Origin of the sequence: Pedobacter sp. Leaf194 (assembly GCF_001423945.1) — a bacterium.
In the GTDB taxonomy this organism is placed as follows: domain Bacteria; phylum Bacteroidota; class Bacteroidia; order Sphingobacteriales; family Sphingobacteriaceae; genus Pedobacter.
The window spans coordinates 724,540-746,271 of sequence record NZ_LMPU01000001.1 but is presented as its reverse complement, the minus strand read 5'-3'; the positions used below and the strand labels follow the sequence as shown (position 1 = coordinate 746,271).

The 21,732-nt window shown below is 36.9% G+C and carries 26 protein-coding genes; 3 read left to right on the top strand and 23 right to left on the bottom strand.

The window, feature by feature from the left end; genetic code table 11:
- Positions 1-38 precede the first annotated feature (38 nt).
- Complete coding sequence (htpG, locus tag ASG14_RS03435; RefSeq protein WP_200940308.1) at positions 39-1,925, top strand: molecular chaperone HtpG; 1,887 nt, start codon at positions 39-41, stop codon at positions 1,923-1,925.
- An 88-nt stretch (positions 1,926-2,013) separates the two neighbouring features.
- Here the strand turns inward: htpG and ASG14_RS03430 are convergent, their stop codons facing one another.
- Positions 2,014-2,511, bottom strand: coding sequence for a type I restriction endonuclease (locus ASG14_RS03430; RefSeq protein WP_056869640.1), 498 nt, complete (start codon positions 2,509-2,511; stop codon positions 2,014-2,016).
- 358 nt (positions 2,512-2,869) lie between these two features.
- On the opposite strand from ASG14_RS03430, the gene ASG14_RS03425 reads away from it, so the two are divergent.
- The gene (locus ASG14_RS03425) at positions 2,870-3,610 is read left to right on the top strand and encodes a LytTR family DNA-binding domain-containing protein (RefSeq protein WP_056869639.1); all 741 of its coding nucleotides are present in this window, start codon (positions 2,870-2,872) and stop codon (positions 3,608-3,610) included.
- Between the two features lie 193 nt (positions 3,611-3,803).
- Here the strand turns inward: ASG14_RS03425 and ASG14_RS20365 are convergent, their stop codons facing one another.
- The 5 genes from ASG14_RS20365 to ASG14_RS20165 are packed head-to-tail and all read right to left on the bottom strand — an operon-like array spanning position 3,804 to position 4,554.
- On the bottom strand, positions 3,804-3,950 hold the full coding sequence (locus tag ASG14_RS20365) for a hypothetical protein (RefSeq protein ID WP_162238700.1): 147 nt from the start codon (positions 3,948-3,950) through the stop codon (positions 3,804-3,806).
- 4 nt (positions 3,951-3,954) lie between these two features.
- Positions 3,955-4,101, bottom strand: coding sequence for a hypothetical protein (locus tag ASG14_RS20180; protein WP_157274820.1), 147 nt, complete (start codon positions 4,099-4,101; stop codon positions 3,955-3,957).
- 4 nt (positions 4,102-4,105) lie between these two features.
- Positions 4,106-4,252 carry a hypothetical protein gene (locus tag ASG14_RS20175; RefSeq protein WP_157274819.1) on the bottom strand — a complete coding sequence of 49 codons (147 nt, stop codon included), beginning with the start codon at positions 4,250-4,252 and terminating at the stop codon, positions 4,106-4,108.
- A 4-nt stretch (positions 4,253-4,256) separates the two neighbouring features.
- Positions 4,257-4,403: a hypothetical protein gene (locus ASG14_RS20170; RefSeq protein ID WP_157274818.1), complete on the bottom strand. Its 147-nt coding sequence runs from the start codon at positions 4,401-4,403 to the stop codon at positions 4,257-4,259.
- A gap of 4 nt (positions 4,404-4,407) precedes the next feature.
- Entirely contained in the window at positions 4,408-4,554 is a 147-nt protein-coding gene (locus tag ASG14_RS20165; RefSeq protein WP_157274817.1) for a hypothetical protein, read from the bottom strand.
- Positions 4,555-4,706: 152 nt separating this feature from the next.
- Here ASG14_RS20165 and ASG14_RS03420 point away from each other — a divergent pair, with 152 nt between their 5' ends.
- Positions 4,707-5,819 (top strand): sensor histidine kinase, encoded by a 1,113-nt coding sequence (locus ASG14_RS03420; RefSeq protein WP_056869638.1) that lies wholly within the window; start codon positions 4,707-4,709, stop codon positions 5,817-5,819.
- Between the two features lie 9 nt (positions 5,820-5,828).
- Here the strand turns inward: ASG14_RS03420 and ASG14_RS03415 are convergent, their stop codons facing one another.
- The 17 genes from ASG14_RS03415 to ASG14_RS03335 all read right to left on the bottom strand — a co-directional run bounded on the left by ASG14_RS03415 (position 5,829) and on the right by ASG14_RS03335 (position 21,731).
- Entirely contained in the window at positions 5,829-8,618 is a 2,790-nt protein-coding gene (locus ASG14_RS03415) for a lantibiotic dehydratase (RefSeq protein WP_056869637.1), read from the bottom strand.
- A gap of 151 nt (positions 8,619-8,769) precedes the next feature.
- Positions 8,770-9,609 (bottom strand): OmpA family protein, encoded by an 840-nt coding sequence (locus ASG14_RS03410; RefSeq protein ID WP_056869636.1) that lies wholly within the window; start codon positions 9,607-9,609, stop codon positions 8,770-8,772.
- A gap of 25 nt (positions 9,610-9,634) precedes the next feature.
- A complete protein-coding gene (locus tag ASG14_RS03405; protein ID WP_056869635.1) occupies positions 9,635-10,297 on the bottom strand; it encodes a DUF2461 domain-containing protein in 663 nt (220 codons plus the stop codon).
- A 44-nt stretch (positions 10,298-10,341) separates the two neighbouring features.
- On the bottom strand, positions 10,342-10,737 hold the full coding sequence (locus ASG14_RS03400) for a hypothetical protein (RefSeq protein WP_056869634.1): 396 nt from the start codon (positions 10,735-10,737) through the stop codon (positions 10,342-10,344).
- Between the two features lies 1 nt (position 10,738).
- A complete protein-coding gene (locus ASG14_RS03395; RefSeq protein WP_056869633.1) occupies positions 10,739-11,011 on the bottom strand; it encodes a hypothetical protein in 273 nt (90 codons plus the stop codon).
- A gap of 92 nt (positions 11,012-11,103) precedes the next feature.
- On the bottom strand, positions 11,104-11,646 hold the full coding sequence (locus tag ASG14_RS03390) for a DUF420 domain-containing protein (protein WP_056869632.1): 543 nt from the start codon (positions 11,644-11,646) through the stop codon (positions 11,104-11,106).
- A 38-nt stretch (positions 11,647-11,684) separates the two neighbouring features.
- A complete protein-coding gene (locus ASG14_RS03385) occupies positions 11,685-12,383 on the bottom strand; it encodes an SCO family protein (protein WP_056869631.1) in 699 nt (232 codons plus the stop codon).
- A complete protein-coding gene (locus tag ASG14_RS03380) occupies positions 12,380-12,736 on the bottom strand; it encodes a cytochrome C oxidase subunit IV family protein (RefSeq protein WP_056869630.1) in 357 nt (118 codons plus the stop codon). The genes ASG14_RS03385 and ASG14_RS03380 overlap by 4 nt, the downstream gene beginning before the upstream one ends.
- A 23-nt stretch (positions 12,737-12,759) precedes the next feature.
- Positions 12,760-13,467: a cytochrome c oxidase subunit 3 gene (locus tag ASG14_RS03375; RefSeq protein ID WP_056869629.1), complete on the bottom strand. Its 708-nt coding sequence runs from the start codon at positions 13,465-13,467 to the stop codon at positions 12,760-12,762.
- Positions 13,468-13,498: 31 nt separating this feature from the next.
- Complete coding sequence (locus tag ASG14_RS03370) at positions 13,499-14,065, bottom strand: cytochrome c oxidase subunit 3 (protein ID WP_082491398.1); 567 nt, start codon at positions 14,063-14,065, stop codon at positions 13,499-13,501.
- A gap of 18 nt (positions 14,066-14,083) precedes the next feature.
- On the bottom strand, positions 14,084-14,992 hold the full coding sequence (cyoE, locus tag ASG14_RS03365; RefSeq protein WP_056869627.1) for a heme o synthase: 909 nt from the start codon (positions 14,990-14,992) through the stop codon (positions 14,084-14,086).
- Positions 14,993-15,003: 11 nt separating this feature from the next.
- The gene (locus ASG14_RS03360; protein WP_056869626.1) at positions 15,004-16,062 is read right to left on the bottom strand and encodes a heme A synthase; all 1,059 of its coding nucleotides are present in this window, start codon (positions 16,060-16,062) and stop codon (positions 15,004-15,006) included.
- Between the two features lie 81 nt (positions 16,063-16,143).
- Complete coding sequence (locus ASG14_RS03355) at positions 16,144-18,024, bottom strand: cbb3-type cytochrome c oxidase subunit I (protein ID WP_200940307.1); 1,881 nt, start codon at positions 18,022-18,024, stop codon at positions 16,144-16,146.
- Positions 18,025-18,047: 23 nt separating this feature from the next.
- On the bottom strand, positions 18,048-19,280 hold the full coding sequence (locus ASG14_RS03350) for a cytochrome c oxidase subunit II transmembrane domain-containing protein (RefSeq protein ID WP_056869624.1): 1,233 nt from the start codon (positions 19,278-19,280) through the stop codon (positions 18,048-18,050).
- A 67-nt stretch (positions 19,281-19,347) separates the two neighbouring features.
- Positions 19,348-20,601, bottom strand: a complete 1,254-nt coding sequence (locus ASG14_RS03345; RefSeq protein WP_056869623.1) for a hypothetical protein — start codon at positions 20,599-20,601, stop codon at positions 19,348-19,350.
- A 16-nt stretch (positions 20,602-20,617) separates the two neighbouring features.
- Entirely contained in the window at positions 20,618-21,223 is a 606-nt protein-coding gene (locus ASG14_RS03340; protein WP_056869622.1) for a cytochrome c, read from the bottom strand.
- Positions 21,195-21,731, bottom strand: coding sequence for a DUF3341 domain-containing protein (locus ASG14_RS03335; RefSeq protein ID WP_056869621.1), 537 nt, complete (start codon positions 21,729-21,731; stop codon positions 21,195-21,197). Before ASG14_RS03335 ends, ASG14_RS03340 begins: the two co-directional genes overlap by 29 nt.
- Position 21,732: the final 1 nt, after the last annotated feature.

Sequence of the window (21,732 nt, the reverse complement as noted above, 5' to 3'; positions counted from 1 at the left end):
CCTTGATATGCAGGGTTTAGATTAAACAATTATTAAATATGAGCATACAAGAAAAAGGAAACATCTCGATACATACCGAGAATATTTTCCCGATAATTAAGAAGTTTTTATACTCTGATAACGAGATTTTTCTTCGTGAGTTAGTTTCTAACGCAGTAGATGCAGTTCAGAAAATTAAAAGACTAGGTTCATTAGGTCAGTTTAATGGCGAAGTGGGCCAGCCTTTAGTACAGGTAGCAGTTGATAAAGAAGCAAAAACCATTACCATTAGTGATAATGGGTTGGGTATGACAGCCGAAGAAATTAAAAAATACATCAATCAGGTTGCCTTTTCTGGTGCAAGTGAATTCGTAGAGAAATTTAAAGACGCTAAAGATGCCAATGAAATTATTGGTAAATTTGGTTTAGGTTTCTACTCTGCTTTTATGGTTGCAGATTTAGTAGAAATTCAAACTTTATCGTATCAGGAAGGTGCAGAACCAGCACGCTGGGTATGCGATGGAAGCACAGAATTCGAAATTACTGAAGGTACAAAAACAACTCGCGGTACCGATATTATCCTACATATAAATAAAGATTCTGAAGAATTTTTGGAAGAATCGAAATTGCAGGAAATTCTTGATAAATATGCCAAATTCTTGCCTGTATCTATAAAATTTGGTAACAAAACAGAATCAGTTGAAGATGGTGAAGATGAAGAAGGAAAGAAAAAGTTTAAGGATGTAGAGGTTGACAACATCATTAACACCACAAATCCAATATGGACTAAAGCGCCTGCAGATTTGTCAGACGAAGATTATTTAAGTTTCTACCGCGAGCTTTATCCATTTAGTGAAGAACCATTATTCTGGATTCACTTAAACGTAGATTATCCTTTCAATTTAACCGGCGTATTGTATTTCCCTAAGTTGAAAAACGATTTCGAAATGCAACGCAACAAAATTAAGTTGTATTCCCGCCAGGTATTTATCACAGATGAGGTAAAAGACATTGTTCCAGAATTTCTGATGCTTTTACATGGCGTTATCGATTCACCGGATATTCCACTGAATGTTTCGCGTAGTTTCTTGCAGGCAGATAGCAACGTTAAAAAAATCAACAACTACATCACTAAAAAAGTTGCTGATAAATTATCGGAGTTATTTAACAAAGACCGTAAATCTTTCGAAGATAAGTGGAAAGACATAGGGTTATTCGTTAAATATGGTATGATTAGCGAAGAGAAATTCTACGATAAGGCAAAAGATTTTGCCCTTGTTGGAAATACTAAGAACGAACTTTTCACCCTAAATGAATACAAAGAAAAGGTTTCGCCCCTACAAACTGATAAAAATGGAACGGTGATTTACCTGTATTCTAACGATGCATCAAAGCAAGACGCTTTTATACAATCGGCCAATAAGAAAGATTATGATGTGTTGGTTTTAGATTCCCCGATAGATAACCACTTCATTAATCAACTTGAACAAAAGTTAGAGAAAACGTCGATAAAACGTGTTGACTCCAGCGTAGCTGACAAACTTATTGAAAAAGATGAGGTTAATGAGCACGTTTTAAGTGAAGACCAGGTAAAAGAAGTAACCACGATTTTCGAAAAAGCCATTACAAAACCAGGTATGCAGGTAGAAGTTGTTGCTTTAAACCCTGATGAATTACCTGTTACCATTACAATGGATGAATTTATGCGCCGGATGAAAGACATGGCCGCAATGGGTGGCGGAATGGGTTTTTATGGCCAAATGCCTGATAGTTATAAAGTAGCCATTAATGGCAATCACAAATTAGTTAGCAAAATTTTAAAAGCAGAAGGCGAAGAGCAAAGTAACCTGGCCAAACAGGCTGTAGATTTAGCCTTGCTTGCTCAGGGAATGTTAACAGGTGCAGAACTTACTGCCTTTGTAAGCAGAAGCGTTGAGTTAATCTAAAAAATGAGGCTCTGAGTAGTTTCAGACCCGCTTATAAAACAAAAAGTCCTGATTTTCATCAGGACTTTTTTTTATGTCTGTGCAATAATTAGCTTGCAACGTTTTGTTGTTTCACGTTAAAATAATCTTTGTGTTCTTCGAGCATTTTGGCAATGGTTGCAGCTTTAGTATTTTGAATATTGAATACAAAAAGCGGTTCCTGTTTCTTTTTGCTCCGAACCATTTTTTCAGTATAAAAACGATATTCCAAGCCATTTGTAAGCAAGCCATATTTCGCTTTCGTTTTTCTGAAATATTTCGATAAGCGGGAATCGTTAATGTCCAGGCTATCTTCGTGATGCTTACATTCTACCAGGATAGCAGGTTCGCCATCTTTCATAATTGTGTAATCAACTTTCTTACTTTTTTTAACACCGAAATCCAAAACTGCTTCCGATTGAACTTCAGAAGGGTTAAAAACATCAAAGCCTAATATCTGGATAAAAGGCATTACCAATGCATTTCTTGTTAAATCTTCGGATTGAACCTGAGGCAGCATTTTCTTAATTCTTACGGCAAATTGTCCGATCTCGTCTTTAAGTTCCATGTGTGTGTGTGTTTAAATTTTGCTTACCAGCTTGCTCTGTTTTTCCTTACGCCCAAAGTGTGTATGGCCTGATAAATTCAGGCAACACAAACTGTGGGCAGGCAGATGTTCCAATTAAAAAGATGCGATTTAAGCCGCGAAAATTTCCTTTTAATCATTCGTTTTTGGCAAACAGAAATAAAGATTAAAAAATAGCTTGAAGTTGTTAATTTTTTTACATCAACCCTGCAATATATTACATCAACCTACTAAAATGGTCGATTAAAACGCAAAAAAGATTTTTCAAACAGATATATGAAGAAATTCTTTTTTTAGCTAACTTGCATTCAAATCATTCCAAACACACTTAGTACACATCATGAACTTAAAATGCGTTGTTATTGACGATGAACAACATGCTATTGAGGTATTAACTGACCACATAGCTGAGATGCCCGGGTTAACTGTGTTTAAAACATTCACAAGTCCGGTGCAAGCCCTTACCGAAATTAGTGTTGGAGATGAAATCGATCTATTATTCATGGATATTGATATGCCAGGAATAAATGGATTAGAACTTGCTAAAAATATCAGAGAGAAAGCAAAGTACCTTATTTTTACTACAGCCCATCCAGATTACGCGTTGCAGGCATTTGATGTTCAGTCAGATCAGTATCTGCTTAAACCGATTTCGTTTGCAAAATTTGCGCTTGGGATTGATAGGATTCTTAAAAAAGAGGCAAGTAATGCAAAAAATGCTGCTAAAGAAGCCGATCAGGTTGCTGCCCTTTACATAAAAGGCGACCATAAGTATGCTTTTTCTAATATCTTAATTGATGATATTTTATACATCAGGGCTTTGCAGAATTACATTCAGATAATTACAAAAACCGAAACAAACACAACTTACCTTACGTTAAAAGAAATTGAAAAGGCTTTAGAAAATCACGCTTTTATTCGTGTTAATAAATCAAATATCGTTGCAAAGGCAGCCATTAAAAAGGTTGATGGCAATATTATACGATTGGTTAATAACGAGATGATTCAGATTGGGGAAGGCTATAAAGAAGCTTTTTTCGCCTATATACAAAGTAGCTTGTTAAAATCTGGGAGAAGCTAAACTACTTGTTGTAAATGTTTGACATAGAAGACTGTGTCATTAGGATTGTGTTAGCAGTTGGATCAGTACTAAAACCATTTTGATTTTTAATACTCTTATAAACGAATACGGTTTGCTTTCTCAAAATGCTCATATTTGGTTTTTTCATACTGCTAGTTATTAAAAAAATCTGACATTCCAAATAAGTGTAAAATTATTTGTTAAAAATGTTTGACATTGAAGATTGAGTCATTAAAATCGTATTTGCAGTTGGGTCTGTACTGAAATTATTTTGACCTTTTACATTTTTGTAAACAAATGCAGTGCTCTTTTTTAATTTGCTGATATTTTGAGTTTTCATATGATTACTTGTTGAAAATATTAGACATTGAAGATTGAGTCATTAAAATTGTATTTGCAGTTGGGTCGGTGCTAAAGTTGTTCTGGCCTTTTACATTTTTGTAAACAAATGCAGTGTTCTTTTTTAATTTGCTGATATTTTGAGCTTTCATATGATTACTTGTTGAAGATGTTAGACATTGAAGATTGAGTCATTAAAATTGTATTTGCAGTTGGGTCGGTGCTGAAGCTGTTTTGACCTTTTACATTTTTATAAACAAATGCAGTGTTCTTTTTTAATTTGCTGATATTTTGAGTTTTCATATGATTACTTGTTGAAGATGTTAGACATTGAAGATTGAGTCATTAAAATKGTATTTGCAGTTGGGTCGGTGCTGAAGTTGTTTTGACCTTTTACGTTTTTGTAAACAAATGCAGTGTTCTTTTTTAATTTGCTGATATTTTGAGTTTTCATATGATTATTTATTGAAGATGTTAGACATTGAAGATTGAGTCATTAAAATAGTATTTGCAGTTGGGTCGGTGCTGAAGTTGTTTTGACCTTTTACATTTTTATAAACAAATGCAGTATTCTTTTTTAATTTTGTTGTGTTTTGCGCTTTCATATTATATATTTTATTGCTCTATTAATTAAATTGTTGTTGTTTTGATTAACTGTTGTAAAGGTGCGGCGAAACGAAAGGCTCTGCGAAATTTTTACACAAACCCGCTATTTTAGCAGATAAAACCCCTGTTTTAGTAGATAAAACCCATTTAAATGAACATTCTTAAATTAAAAAACTGGTATAACCGCAACCATATTGACATCAAAATTTGGAGCATCTTCATCATTTATGAGGTTTTTATTACTGGTATTGCTACTGGCAGGTGGGGTTACTTCGGCAGTTATCTTTTTCACTATCTACTAAATATTGGTCTATTTTATTTTCATGCTTATGGAAGTAAAAAGATATTAGAAGGAACTTTCAGATTTAAGAATTGGCTTTTTATACCGCTACTTGTTTTTGAATTAGCCGCTTATATGCTCATTGCGTTCCCTGTTGAATTTTTAATGTTCACAACTATCTACTTCGACCCAAAAGCAGATCCGATCGTTTTTAATGAGGTATATGTTTTGAGAACAATCTGGAGAGCTTTGTACTTTATTGGCTTCAGTACGGGTTATGTATTCTTGCTAAATTCCATTAAAGAACGTCGCCGCGTTCAGAAACTTGAGCGCCAAAATCTTGTTAATACCATCGAAAAGCAGGCTTTAGAGAATGATCTGGTTCAATCTCAAAACAATTTTCTGCGAAGCCAGATTAATCCTCACTTCCTGTTTAATACGCTTAACTTTATTTATAACGATGCAAGGAAAAAAGCCCCGTTAGCGGCCGATGCCATTATGAATCTTTCAGAAATGATGCGCTATGCTTTGAAAAGACCTGAGGCATCAGAATTGGTGCCTTTAAGTGAAGAGGTTGAGCAGATAGAACACTTAATTAACCTGCATAAATTGCGTACGGCAAATACAATTAATTTCGATTTAATTATAAATGGCGACTTGTTTGGGCTTCGTTTTCCGCCGCTGATTTTGCTTACCCTGGTAGAAAACATGTTCAAACACGGAAACATTGCACACTCTACGCAACCATCAATCGTTCAAATTGATTATGACAGGAAAAGCTTAACGCTTACAACCATCAACATGATTAATGAAGTGAAAAAGAAGGAATCTGAAAGCCATCACGTTGGATTAGAAAATATTGATAAGCGACTGAATAATTTCTATAAAGATAAATACGCTTTCAAATTTTATAAAGATCCACTTAATAGATACTTTACTGAAATTAAAGTTGATATAGACAATCCGATGGCTGGCCTTAATTAGTATGTTATGCTAGCCCATTGCATTTCTTCGTTGTACATCTTTTAATAAAAAATAGTAGATAACCATTTCGTGGGTGCGCTGGTCTTTATTAAAAAGTCGGTTTACATGCATGTGCAATAAATCACTAAACAACTGCACCTTTCTACCAGCACTGCAGAGTTTTAGAATATTTGCGAATGAATTTGAGAATAACGTTAATTTTGCCAGCTGCATTTCGTTAAGTTCGACGTAGGCCCATTTACGATAAACCTGATATTGAGCATTAATCTTCTTAAAATCAGCAGGCTCAAGATTATGTTCCAAATTGAAGGAATCCGACATCATTTTAATAGTCTCTGCCAGTTCTTTATTGTCGAATATTGCAGCCTTTTGAATATTTTCAATCAGCGCTGCACAATAACTGTATCTACTTAAAGCATCCGGATTAGTTTCAAACAGAGATAACACAAACTGACTGTCAACCGAAAAATGTTCTTCCACCCGCTCAATCAGTTCATTTCCATATCGCTGAGTTTCCCGCTTGTATGTTCTAAGTTGTAAATCAGAAACCAGGCCGGCTGCTAAATCTTCTTCGAGGTAGCTTGAAAATGCTGCTGTCAACTCTTGTCCGCGACTTGCATCCACAAGCAGAATTCTTAATCTTAAATGATATCCATTTTCATTGTAACGAATGAAGAACCAAGATTTAATGTGCGATTGATAAGCATTCAAAAAATGGGCGATTGGGCCACCTAAAAGCGAATCAGACCTTTGTTGGTGGCAGTAAATCTCAAAATAAAGCCACTCGGTTCCGGGCGCAAATACCTGTTTTACAACACTTTCATGGATTTCCAGTTTGCTGTAGCCATTGTAAATTTTATCTTGATGGTAAATGTTCAAAATAAACTGGGCAAAATATGGCTTGCCCTCTTCATCAACAACTACACTTTTATCAGGAACAATTACTTCTTCCAGATACACTTTATCCTGCTTTTGCATGTACTGGATAAAAGCAGTCATATCCAGGTCTGCATTTTTATCGAAACAAAGCGTTTGGTCTGAAAGTCCTGCTTTAAAATAATTAGAAACGCCTAATTGATTCAAAAAAACCCTTAATTCATGTAAACTTAAGAATGAAACATCTGCCTTTTTAACTTGCCATTTTTGTTGAGCTAAAACGATATTTTGATATTGAAGCCTTGGATAGTAAGGCAACTCCGGATAGAGGTTTTCTAAAAAAAGTGTTAAATTCGTTTGGATATTCTGATGCTGTAGATCACACAAAAGCCTGAAAACAGACAAATCTGATCTCGAATAGTTATATGCAGAAGCCATCCTGGGAATGATGCGCCTATTCAACTTTCTAGAGCGTAAAATTACTTCCCCAGCATACACAGAAATCATAATATCATCCAGCGTAAGCGGATTTTCAGATGTATCGAAATTAAGAATAGAAAGCTGACGCTCGTAAACCAGCTTTCTCCGGTTAATGTTATCTACATTGGTTTCAACCATGTAAGCAACATCAAAAAATAACACATCAGGGTTTGCAGCCTTTTCAATTTGGCCGATGTTTTTGCAATGCTGAAAAACATTATCATTTGCGATGGTAAACCGACCACTTAATGCATTTGCGGTGCTACCGCCAGTTTGATCTACACAAATCATATCATCAGCAACTGACATAAGTATGCTGAATGAATTTGGTATTGTTGCCGGCTTATCACTTAAAGATAGACCAAGCTGCTCTAAGCGAATTGTATCTCTAGAACTAAAAGATTCATGATGAATTAATTTTTTGAAATCTTGTTTTAGTTTATCCGTTAAATCTTCCGGTTTCCTACTCTGTTTTCCATGAAACTGTGCAATAAAGTCGTCTCCCAAACCCGCTTGCTCCAATTCATCGTAACCAACGCCCATTTCGGGGTCCAAAGCAACAGATAAAGGGATTTCCTTCTGTTCAAATTTTCGCTGAAATTTATTTACGAACTGCTTTAAAGCATCACGACCATCAACAGGCAAAATTCGCTGCATCATATTGATAAGGCCCGGAACTGCATGAAACATTCGCTCATCCAAACCGCCAGAAAGCGCTTTCCGCTCAGATATCAGGTATTTTGGAGTATCGTGAGCAGACTTTACATTTATGCGTTTAAAATAATCTTCGCCAATAATGTTAGGGTCGGTGTCGCTTAACAAAAGCTGTAAAGAGAGCATGTCTTCGAGTAGAGAAAGCACCTCGTCTTTTCTTGCAGCCTCAATTCCAAGGCGCACAATTAAATCGTTCACGCTAACAGGTTTAGAACAGATTTGCAAAATTTGCACCACAAACTCGTCGGTATCAACCTCGGCCAACTCGAATAATCCATCGGTACAGGCAATGTACCTGATACTGCCATTGGTAAAATAGTAACTGCTATTTGCAAACAACATGCAATTATTGCCAAGCAATTCTGCAATTGAAAATTTGAGGCTGTTTCTAAAAGGCCAATCGATAAATTCATGAACAGTTTGCTTTTCCTCAATTGTAATCTTGTTTTCCGTTGAGCTCAAGGCACTTTTCAACATAGTAAAGCCTGCAAAAGTTCCATAGGGTGTTGACCTGAATTTAGCCCTATTGTAGTATTTCCAAATCGTGAATAGCACTTTAGAATTCAGCTTTTCAAGTTCCGCTGCTTGTACATCCTTTATTGTTTGATAAAAGGTATCAGAAGAAATTGCAATAGAAGCTTTTAACGCTTCCCAACAATCTGCCAATTCAGATTGGTAAGAAAACCTTGGTGTACGGAAAATTACGTCTTGATGGATAGCTACTTTCATGAAGGGATTTAGTGCATGAAAATTACAAACATTTTAGTGAAAGTGAGGATTAATGCAAAAATTAAAAATTAGGGTAGAACCCGAATAAGTTAGACAAACAAAAAAGCCCTGCGAATTTAAGTTCGCAGGGCTTAGGTAATTACGTTCTTACCTATTTTATGAGGTTGTACAACTCGTCTAACTTCGGCGAAAGTACAATTTCAATTCTTCGGTTTATGCTCCGTCCATCAGCACCTGTATTGGGGCCAAGTGGCTGAAATTCACCCTTACCGGTGGCAGTCATTCTCACGCTTTCTACTTTTTCAATATCTGTTAAATACCTAACAACAGAAGTAGATCTTAGCACGCTCAAATCCCAATTATCTTTAATCTGACCTAAATTGTTAACTTTCTGATTGTCGGTATGTCCTTCAACTGCAATATTAATCTCTGGCTGTTCTTTTAAAACTTTAGCTAGCTGAGCAAGTGCTTTCTTACCATTTTCATCAATTATTATACTGCCAGATGGAAACAAAAGTTTATCCATAAGGGACACATAAACCTTACCGTTTTTAATTTCTACAGTTAAACCGCTTTTAGTAAAACCAAGCAATGCCTGCTGCAATTTTTCTTTTAGCTGGTTTGTGGCTTCGTCGCGTTTTCGCAGAACTTCTTCCACTTCTTTTAAACGTTTCTCTCTGGCGGCAAGATTCTCCGACAACTTGGATATTTCGGTAGAACTATTGTTTTTCAGTTTGTTGAAACTTGCGTTCACATCATTAAATCTGGTCTGTAAATCGCGTAAATCTTCTCCCAAAAGTGACGTATCTTTCCTTAGTTTTTTGGCTTCGTCTTCCAGATTTTCAACTTTGACCTGACTTTCATTAAAGGCAGTGTATAAAGAATCTTTACTTCCTAAAAGGGCTTTATATTTTTTGGGCGATAAAATAACGCATGATGTAACCGACGTGGCAAAAAGCAAGATTGCAAAAGCAAAAAAAATATTTTTCATGTTGAAACTGAGTTTTATGAGCTAACTATGCTTCTAAAGCATTTCGTAAAAATGCAACTAATGGATTAACAGTTCTAAAAGAACTTATCAACTTATTAACGAGTGTAGGCTTAAAAAACTCTTCATCATCCAGTTGCATCGAAGCTTCAAAGCTTTTCAATTTCAAATATTCTATATTCGGATCGGCCGGATCATATCCCTTTGGGGCATTTTTCAACGCTGATGCCATTCCAAGTTTAAAGCTTTTTTTAAAATCCCTGTCATCAATAATCGCTTTAAAATCGCCAATATTGTAATCTATTTCCTGTCGGATGACTTTAACGTGGGCGGGTTCGGGCATCCAATAACCACCAGCAATAAAACTTTTACCTGGCTGGATGTGTAAATAATAACCCGGTTCATTGCCACCTTTGCTTTTAGCAGAAAACCACATTCCAAAGTTATTTTTATAAGGATCTTTATTTTTACTGAAGCGAACGTCGCGGTAAATTCGCATCAGGCATTTTTTCGGATCGAGCTCCGGAGATATTAATGGATCTATCTTTGCCAGTTCGGGAATTAATAAGGTTACAAGTTCGAGCACATCCGCCCTGGCCTCTTCATATTTATGTTTATTATCTGCAAACCATTCTCTGTTATTATTTTCAGCAACGTTTTTAATAAAAACGAGGGTGTCTTTTTTCAGCATATTTGGAATTTGTAATTTGGTGTGCGCTACCTGAGTTAAACAGATTATTTATCGTAATACGATTTATACTTGATATTGGGCGATAACACATGGAGCAATATTAGCCTCGAATACCTATAATTAATAGGATAAAACAAAAAACAGCCGGCAAAAATTACAATCAGGTAGGTCCAAAAAGTGTTGTCTTCTAATGGCCCCACAATTTGGAAGGTGATGAACGTGGCCAACAGCATTTCCAGCACGTTCATGGCATAACTTACGTACATAGCCGCGTAAAAGTAGCCAGGTTCAATTTCAACACGCTGCCCGCAGTAATTGCAAATCTCCTTTGTGTGTTGTATGTTCCACCCATACATGCTTCCTGTAAAAATATCTCCCCGACGGCAATGCGGACATTTAGCATGTAAGATTGCATAAAACTTGGAAGTTTTTCCAGGCATGCTAGTTCAAATTTATGCGATCTGATTTCATATCGAGGTGCACATTTTTTTTGCGATATTTTTTATACCAGATAATGCCAACAGCAGTTGCCAGGATGTAAGGAATGACCAAAAGATAAATTACACCAGTGTTTAAACCTGCCGCCTGAGTGTTTCCATTTTTTACCCCCTGCTCTGCATTTATGGTACACATGGCGCATTGTGCCATCACCTTTGGTGGCATAGTGAAAGCGAAAAGGAATAAAATTAAAATTAAAAATGCCTTGTTTTTCATTATAACAAATATACAGATAAACGAATGCAGACCGTTAAAAATTGTGTCATAAAAAAAGGTTCAACTTTTCTGGTGAACCTCAATTTGTAGGGTTAGTACTGGTAATAAGGCGATATCATTAAATAAACAACTACGCCGGTTATTGCCACATAAAGCCAAAGCGGAAATGTGATTCTGGCAATCTTTCTATGTTTATCAAACTTTTCTGCCAGTGCCCTAACATAGGTAACCAGCACCAATGGAATTATTATGATAGAAAGTAGAATGTGTGTAAGCAAAATAAAGAAATAGACGTATTTGATGGTGCCTTCTCCGCCGAACTTTGTTGAGGGCGTCGTCATATGATAGGCGATATACATGACCAAAAATAGTAATGAACAACCAATTGCAGCTTTCATTAAGTTCTGGTGCAATTGTACCTTCCCATTTTTTATGGCCCTAACCGCAATAACCAAAAGTATGGCCGTTATGCCATTGATCGTTGCGTAGATTGGGGGTAAAAATGGCAGCGGACTAACATCTATACCTAAATCTTTCAACTTAACCATAAATAAAACAGCAACTGCTACCGGTATAACAATCGATAAAACGATTATCCAAATGTTATATTTTTTTTCTATTGAATTATTTTCCATTACACTAAATACCTTTCAGAGTTGACTTGTTTTCTAGCTTACCTTCCGTCTTTGAGGTTTCTTAAATCCTCCGCAACCAAAACCTTAATTTCATCGTCGAGCTTAGCTAATGCATCTGCGTTTGTTGCTTCGTAATAGCCACGTATCCTATGCATATTATCAAGCAAAATGATTTGGTTTCCATAAATAAATTTCGCTTTGCCGTTCTCTTCGTGATGGATGATATCAAGCAGTAACCCTTTTCTGATAAAAGGATAAACCTGTAAAGTATCACCACTTAAAAAATCCCACTTTCCCGCTTTCGCACCGAGCGCATCTGTTAGAGCTTTTAAATTGTAAGGATAATCTTGAGGATCTACCGAGAGGCTTAAAAATCTGATTAGCGGATTTTTTTCATAGCCTTCAGCAATCTTTTTAACATTAATGTTAACTTCCTTGATAGGGCTGGCTTTATAAAATAGATTTATCACCACTATTTTGCCTTTCAAAGCAGACCAGTTCAGGGTTTCATTAACCTGATTAACAAAACTAAAATCCGGAACGGTGTGGTAAATGGTATCTGGAATTTTTTTCCCTTTTACTGAATGGAAAGTTGTGGCAACAATCTTTTCGCCAAAAATTGGAAGACTTTTATACCGGTTCTTGGCGAAGTGTGGCAATAAGTAGAAAAACAAAAATCCTGGTATAGCCAATATGCTTACCAGGATTAAAGATTTCTTTATCGAGAATGATCTCATGAATGCGTTGCCATATGCAGATGTAAAAATCCGCCTTCGATAAGCATTAATACTATAAAGTAGATGATGAAAATGAACGATACCGTTAGTGCCAATTGCAGACCTAATTTTTCAAACTTTAAGTGCATAAAATAAGCAACGATGTAAAATGCTTTAACCAATGTTAATGCAATGTAGATGTAATTGCCTATATGCTGAGGAATATGACCTCCGGGAATTGCCCATAACGCTATGATGAATTCGATACCGGTGATTAAAGATAAAATTCCAGCAACTTTCCAGATTTTAGCTTTATTCATTCCTGCATGGTCATCGTGTTCGTGACCTTCGGCTGTATGTGAATGTTCTGACATGTTAAATATTTTTATTGATTAAATTAAACTAAATAGAAGAAGGTAAATACAAATACCCAAACCAAATCCACGAAGTGCCAGTATAAACCAACTTTCTCAACCATTAGGTAATGACCTCTTCTCTCAAATGTACCATTTATCGTCATCACTAAAATGATGATATTAATCATAACACCACTAAAAACGTGGAAACCATGAAAACCAGTGATTGTAAAGAACAAATTAGCAAACTGCTGGGCCGCCACTAAAGAAACATCACCAACAAACAGATGTTTTAATTCTTCAGTACTTGGAATCTGACCCCACCAAAAACCTTCGTGGTGTAAGTGACTCCATTCTAAAGCCTGACAGCCTAAAAACATGAATCCACCGATAATAGTTGCTATCATCCAGCCAATAACTTCTTTTTTTGCACGGCGGTGACCAGCTTCTACTGCCATAACCATGGTTACAGAGCTCAAAATTAGGATAAAGGTCATAATCCCCACAAAAACCAATGGAGCGCCACTATCCTTTAATCCTGGAATTGATTGGAAAACCAAATCCGGATCAGGCCAGGCTGATTTAGAAAAGCGCTGAGCGCCATAATAGATCAACAAAGATGAAAATGTGAAAGCATCTGATAAAAGGAAAAACCACATCATGATTTTACCATATTCTACCGACCAGGGAGAACGACCACCATTCCATGGTCCGGTTTTAACTTGATCTAATTGTGATACTGAATTCATTTGGAAATAGTATAATAGTTTGTTAACAAATTTAACGGTTCAAAAGTAAAAAAACATACAGATATATCCATAATATATCTATAAAATGCCAAAAAATAGAGGTTATTTCCATACGGAACTTATTTTTTGCAATGGTAATTTTTTTGTAGCTACCAACTAAGCTGCTGGTTATAAAGCCTAACCCGGCAATAATGTGGAATAAGTGCATTAACGGAACCACATATATAAAAGAAATTGCGGCATTGTTACCTACCAGGGTTGCACCGGTTTTAACCATGCTGCCCCAAGCTACAAACTGCATAAAACCAAACCCGAATGCCAAAATGATGGTTGCCCAAAGCATTTTACGTTGCAAACTAAAATTTAGTTTTCTTAGCGCCCTAGATGCCAGTGTTAATGTTACGCTACTGGCAATTATTAATAATGTGCTATAAATAAAAGCATCGGGTAAAACCAACCCATGCCCCTTACCTTTCGATGCCGCAAAAACCAGATAGTAACTGGTAAAACCGCCAAACATAATGGTAGATGATACAACAAAAAGCCATACTATAAACTTTTTAGGCTTTGGGTCGAATATATCTTGTGTATTTTCCATTGTTAAAACCATAAATAATTATTTTGCTATAAAATCAAACATTAATACCAACTGTACTGCTGGTATGTAAAAAAAAGAGCAGAACATCACCTTTTTCGCATCGATGAGTTCGCGGTTTTTCAATAATTTAAAAGCTAACCAGCTAAATATTACACCTGCAATAATGGATAAGGCGCCTATGTAATAACCTCCAAAACCGTAAAATGTTGGAAGCAAACTAACGGGTATCAAAATCAGGGTTGCAACAAAAGTGAACAACGCTGAAGTTTTATCTTTCTTTTTTGTTGGCAATAGCCTGAAACCTGCCTTTTTATAATCATCGTCCAATACCCAGGCTATGGCCCAGAAATGTGGAAATTGCCAAACAAATTGTATCAGGAACAATATTACTGCAATTTTGTAATCAATATCTAAAAACAAATCCGACTTTAAACTGCCAAATGCAGCCAAATAACCGATTAGCGGTGGTAAAGCGCCAGGTATTGCGCCAACAAAAACAGCAATCGGTGATTTTCTTTTTAATGGCGTATATGCAAATGCATATAGCAAAATAGAGAAAACCGAAAGCAATCCTGTCTCAAGATTTAACTGTCCTAAAAGCCACGTTCCAAGAAAAGCCATAAACACGCCAAGAACCAATCCTTGCCCTGTTGTCATCCTGCCAGCTGGCATCGGCCGGTCTTTAGTTCTGGTCATCAATTTATCCAAATCGACTTCTATAATTTCATTAAAGCAGTTCGCTGCAGCCGTAACCAAAAAGCCACCCGCTATCAAAATAAGCCAATTTCCCCAATCTATTGAAGGTATGTGCCCTCTGCCAACCTGCATCTTCTGACCAATCAAAAATGAAATTGATGCAGAAAACACGACCGTAAAAGACAGCCTGAACTTAACCAGTTTAGAAAAATCTGAAAAAAAGTGTTTCAATTCTCTTATTATTATTGTCTGTATGTTCTTGTTCTGTAAACGAGCAAGTACAAGTAAAACTGTAAACTAAATAGCATTGTCGAAAATAAAATATGCAATGCCTGTGCAACCGGTGGCAAGGAAAGATAAGCCAATGCAAAGCCACTAATGAGTTGTATAAATAACGTTAGCAAAATAAATCTTGCGGTTAATAATGGGGCAGCCTTACCGCTAAATCTATCGATAACCATTTTATAAATAATACCGTTACAAATGATTACCAAAATGGCCATATCTCTGTGGTAACTAAAAACCTCGCCGATTCTTGATACCCAAGTTGCCCTGTTTCCAAAAGACAGGGACTTGGCAATCACATCAATGGCTTCCCTTACCTCCGTACCCAACACAATTTGTGCAATGCTAACGATAAGCGTAAAAAATAAAAATCCTTTCAGCCATAAAATCCGGTACATAATTACCGAAGGTTCCTTATGCAGCTGTTTAGCATAGTTATAGGTGTAAATTGAGATCACCAATATAACAAGCGCAAGGAGCATATGTACGGTTACTACCCACTGCGCTAAATTTGTTGATACAACAATAGAACCTAACCATGCCTGATAACCAACAACGAGTATATTTAAAATACTTAAAATAATTATTCTTTTGGCTGTTTTCCGATAAGTGAAAGAGGAAACTGCGGTTAACAGTAAAAATATTCCTGCTAAAACGCCCGCTAACCTATTCAAATATTCAGTCCAGGTTTTTGCAGGGTTAAACTCCTCAGGAACGGTAATGCTTTTATCGTTTCTGATACTATCTGCCAAAGCCTTTTTTCCCATACTTTCGAGGTATTGGGCAAATTTCTCATTTTTCTTAAGCCTGCTGGCAACATATTTTTGCTGGTAGCCTGGAGGCAGCTGAGATACATGAGTCGGCGGTATGTACCTGTCGAAACATTTTGGCCAATCAGGACAACCCATCCCGGAGCCTGTACTGCGAACAATACCGCCTGCAAGTATAACTAATAGCGTAACTATTATGGTTATAAGGTTAATGCTGATAAAACGTTTCTCTGATCTGCTGATCATATATCTATTAAGATGAAAAGGGTATCCGGATAAGCAGAAACTTAATCAGATACCCCTTTAAAATTTGTTAAAGCTATGTAACTAGCCCTTATTTTCTGTCACAGGATTGGCGATTTCCCAATCTTGTTGAATTTTTTCCGCTTCAGCATTTCCTTCAAAATCATGAGGCAAGTTAGAACTCATTGTTTGAGAGAAAGGAACAGTTTGTGGAATAAAGTCGGCATCATGACCTGGTTTGCTATAGTCATATGGCCATCTGTATACTGTAGGAATTTCGCCCGGCCAGTTTCCATGTAAGTGCTCAACAGGTGCAGTCCATTCCAGGGTATTCGATTCCCATGGGTTTTGCGGTGCCTTTTTCCCTTTGTAGATAGAATAAAAGAAGTTGAACAAGAATGCTACCTGCGCTAAAGCAGCCATGATGGCAGCCCAGGTTACAAACACGTTTACAGTTAACCACTTTTTCATGAATTCGAATTCAGTAAAAGCATAGTAACGACGCGGAACGCCATCCAAACCTAAAAAGTGTAATGGGAAGAAAACCAGGTAAGCGGCAATAAATGTTAGCCAAAAATGTAGATAACCTAATTTAGCGTTCATCATGCGTCCGAACATTTTAGGATACCAGTGATAAACACCGGCAAGCATTCCGAAAATCGCTGCAGAGCCCATTACCAGGTGAAAGTGAGCAACAACGAAATATGTATCGTGTAAGTTAATATCTAATGATGCGTTTCCTAAAAATATACCGGTTAAACCACCAGAAATGAAGAATGAAACTAAACCAATAGCGAACAACATAGCAGGGGTGAAACGAATGTTACCTCTCCAAAGCGTTGCCAGATAGTTAAATGTTTTCACTGCCGACGGAACTGCGATAATCAACGTCGTAATCATAAATACACCACCTAATAAAGGATTCATACCCGTTACAAACATATGGTGACCCCACACGATGAACGAAAGTACTGTAATACCAATTAAAGAGTAAACCATGGCGTGGTAACCAAAAATTGGTTTGCGGGAATTTACAGATATTACTTCTGATGAAATACCCAACGCTGGCATAATTACAATGTAAACCTCAGGGTGACCCAAGAACCAGAATAAGTGTTGCCAAAGAATCGGCGAACCACCTTCATTAGGTAAAATATTGGTACCCATTACGATATCAGACAAGTAGAAACTCGTTCCGAAACTTCTATCAAATACTAATAGAACCACGCCAGCTACCAAAACCGGGAACGATAAAATACCTAAAATAGCGGTTAAGAAGAAGGCCCAGATTGTTAAAGGCATTTTCCAAAGGTCCATACCTTTTGTACGCATATTTAAAATAGTACTCACATAGTTAATACCACCCATTAATGATGAAGCAACAAAAAGCACCATACTGATTAACCAAAGGGTCATACCCATACCAGAACCAGGAATTGCTGTTGGCAATGCCGATAACGGAGGATAAACTGTCCAACCACCAGATGCAGGACCTGTTTGGATGAAAAATGAGGCCATCATTACCACACAGGCGGTAAAGAAGAACCAGTAAGAAAGCATATTTAGAAATGGCGATGCCATATCTCGAGCTCCGATCTGCAAAGGAATCAGAAGATTACTAAAGGTACCACTCAGCCCTGCTGTCAATACGAAAAATACCATGATGGTACCGTGAATAGTAACCAATGCAAGGTAAAAGTCAGATTTAATACGACCACCTTCAGCCCATTTTCCTAAAAAGGTTTCTAAGAAAGGGAAATTTTTGTCGGGCCATGCCAGCTGGATACGGAATAAAATTGATAAACCCATTGCAATAACCGCCATAATGATACCGGTTATCAAAAATTGCTTCGCAATCATTTTGTGGTCCATGCTGAAGATGTACTTTGAAATCAAAGTCTCCTTATGGTGCCCGTGATCAGCGTGATCGTGATTGTGTTCGTCGTGTAATGCTATTGTTGACATAATTCTTTTCGCTCTTCGGTATATTATTTATTTAAAGCCATTTGGTTTGTTTTTACAGCTGCAGAATCTGTAGCTGCTGAGTCTGTTCCTGATTGTGCAGGCGCAGGTGCCACTGGCAAATTAAATTGTTTTCTTAAATCGTCGTTTAAGTAGGTTTTTTGTTCGGCTAACCAGGTTTTGTATTCTTCCATCGAAACAACCCGAACTACTTTTTGCATGTTGTAGTGACCAGAACCACAGATTTTAGCACAGTAAAAAAGATACTTAAAATTAGGATCGTTGGTTTTTTGCTGCATCTCTGCAGTTGTAATGGTTGGTGTAAACTCAAATATGGTTTGCATACCAGGTACAGTATTCAATTGTACTCTAAAGTGTGGCATGTAAAAACTGTGGATTACATCTTTACTTGTTAGTATCAATTTAACCGGCTTTCCAACAGGGATAACCATTTCATCCGCCATTTGATCATCACGAGATTTCAAATCTTTAAAGTCGATACCCAAGGTATTTGAAGCAGTTGTTAACTTGTAGTTTTTATGACCTACAACACCATCGGCTCCAGGATAACGTATAGACCATTTGAACTGCTCTGAAGTTACCTCGATTTGAATTGGCATATTTTTAGGATCATCGACTTTGAAGAATATTGATCTCCAGGTTAAGAATCCCATTAATACCAAAACTGTAAGAACCAAGGCTGGTAAAATAGTCCAGATCTTTTCTATTAAATTGTTATGAGGATAATAGTAAGCTTTTCTTTTTGCCGAATATCTGTAGATGTAAGAAAAACCGAACAATAAGATGTGTGTTACAACGAAAACGATAGTGGTAATGATTAACGTAAGGTTGAACATCTCATCGATACGCTTTCCATGCACCGAGGCTGCATCAGGCAGTAACATTGCACCGTGAACCGTGTATTCCCAATAAACACCATATAAACCTAAAACCAGGAACAAAGCAAATAGACTTGCATGTACCCTGTTCCAGTTAATGCCAACTGGTTTACCTTGTGCTTCGCGGCTTAACTCATATACCCTTATGGCTTTACCCACAATAGCAATGAATAAACATATTGCGAGAAATACCAGAATATAAAATATTACTGATTTATAAACCTCGCCCATATCAACTTTCGTTGCCGCGGCAGCACCTGCAGCTGCATCTTGTGCAAATACGCTCGTGTTTGCAAAAACAGTAAGTATTACTGCTAAAGCTGCGGTCGTTTTATTCGTGATAAACTTTCTTAAACTCATTTTCTTAAAAGTAGTACGCTGTACTTCTATAATAATAATTAAATATTTGCCTTTATAAAAACATCAATTAAAGTTGATGATGCAAACTTTCTTGTAATAAAGGGTGATTTTTCGCTATTAAAGGCTTTTTACTTAAAGCACCTAAAACGGTAAAGGTAAACAATCCTACAAAACCCGCTGCAATTCCTATTTCGATAAAGCTAAACCCATTGGTGCCTTCTTCTACCGCTCCTGGCATAATCATTTGATAATAATCTACCCAGTGACCTAACAATACAACAACAGAAACAAACAATAACCTAACATCTGTTCTCTTGTTATCTCTATCCATTAACAATAATACTGGCGCAAGGAAGTTCATTGCTAAGTTAAGGAAGAACCAAAACTTATAGTATTCGAAGCGTTTGTAGAAATAAACGGTTTCCTCAGGCATGTTAGCATAGTAAATCAGTAAGAACTGTGCAAACCATACGTAAGTCCAGAAGATAGAGAAACCAAAAATAAACTGACCTAAGTTATGTAAGTGACTATTGTTAACCCATTGCATGTAACCAGCTCTTCTTAATAAGATAATGATGATTGCAATTGTTGCTAAACTACTAACCCACATTGCTGCAAAGTTATACCAGCCAAACATTGTCGAAAACCAGTGCGCTTCTAATGACATGATTGTATCGAAGGCGAAAATCGGTGTAGTGAAACCGTAAATTACAAGGAAGATACAAGCATTCTTGAAGCTTTTTCTGTATGAATTTAAACCACCAGCCAAATCTTCATTGTATGAAAACTTAACAAACATCATTGCGAAGATACTGTAAACACCTAAGAACAATAACTGACGGCCTAAAAAGAAAGGCTTGTTTAAGAAGACAGATTTCCCTGCGATGATTGCATCGTAATGTTCAGACCCTTGTTCCGCTAAACCATGAGTTGCCCAGTGTTTATAAAGATACGGAACGCTAACGCTCTGCCCGTGTTCGATAATGGTATGTTCCATAAACAAACCAGCAGAAACAATTGCGATAAGTATTACAGCAGCAATTGGCAACGTTTTGGCCATTGCCTGCGGTACGCGTAAAATTGATGCAGACCAGCCTGCCTGTGCCACAAATTGAACAGCTAAGAAAAACATTCCCGACATACATACGCATGCAAAGTAATATCCCATAAGCAACAGGTTGGCAAAAGTGCGCTCTTGGTGGCCACTTAAAAAACCGTAAACAATTGCTGCAATACCTATTACGATACCAACTATGCTTAAAGTTTTTACTTTTCCTGTAAACTCAAATTGTTCACTAAAATTAATATTGTGAGTTCCCATTTATATTCTGCTTTACTTATTGTCCTTTTTGTAATTGTTGAACATACATCACAATTTTCCAACGATCGATTGGTAAAATTTGCGAAGCATGCGAGCCCATGTTATTTACACCATACGTAATGGTATGATAGATTTTTCCAGGAGTCAAATCTGCCATATTACCACCTCTGGATGAAGCGCCGCTTGAGTATGATGGAACACCTGTAAACTTTTCAATTTTAACCAAGTGACCTTGACCATCTCCTTTTTCACCATGACATGGTGCACAGAACACAACAAATGAATGTTTTCCCTGTTCTAGGTTAACGCTGTCAGCAGGTAATGGATTTACCATTTTTGCACCGGCTTCATTATATCCTTCTAAAGTATTAGGATAGTCATCATATTCTTCAAAACCTACTGGTTTTGTATTTGCTGGAGGTAACTGTGCAGTTTTACCATCCTTAAAGTTTTTATTTGGCTGGTCAGGGTTGTAAGCAATCGGATCATACATGTTCCTTGCATACTCTAGTCCTGTACTGCGTTTATCTCTACAAGCCGAAAAAGTAGCTGCAAAAGCGATAGCTAAAAACGCGGCATAAACAATCTTATTCTTATTCATAGCTAATGTACTTCCTTTCATTATACTTTACTTCTAAAGCACCGGCATCTTTTAATAATCCATCAATTACGGTGTGTGCTGCATTTTCGTGCGCATCTACCGCGATAACAAAACGATCATCTGTAGCACGAAGATCCATTACGCGTGGTGCTCTTCCCGGAAATAAATGCGTTGAAGCATAATAGGTTAAAACCATACCGAAAGCACAGAAAAGAACTGTTAATTCGAACATTATCGGAATAAAATCCGGCAATGCAAATGATGGTTTACCACCGATGTTTACCCGCCAATCAATAACTGCGCAAAAATAAATCAAAGCGAAAGCTGCGCAGGTACCTGTAATACCGAAGCAAAATGCTGCGATGTCTATTCTTGATCTTTTAATGCCTAATTTGGCTTCTATCCCGTGTATAGGCATCGGCGTATATACATCAAAAATACTGATGTTATTTTCCTGAAGTTTTTCGATGCCATGCATCATTTCATCAGGGTCACCAAAGCTGCCTAAAATATATTTGATATCACTCATT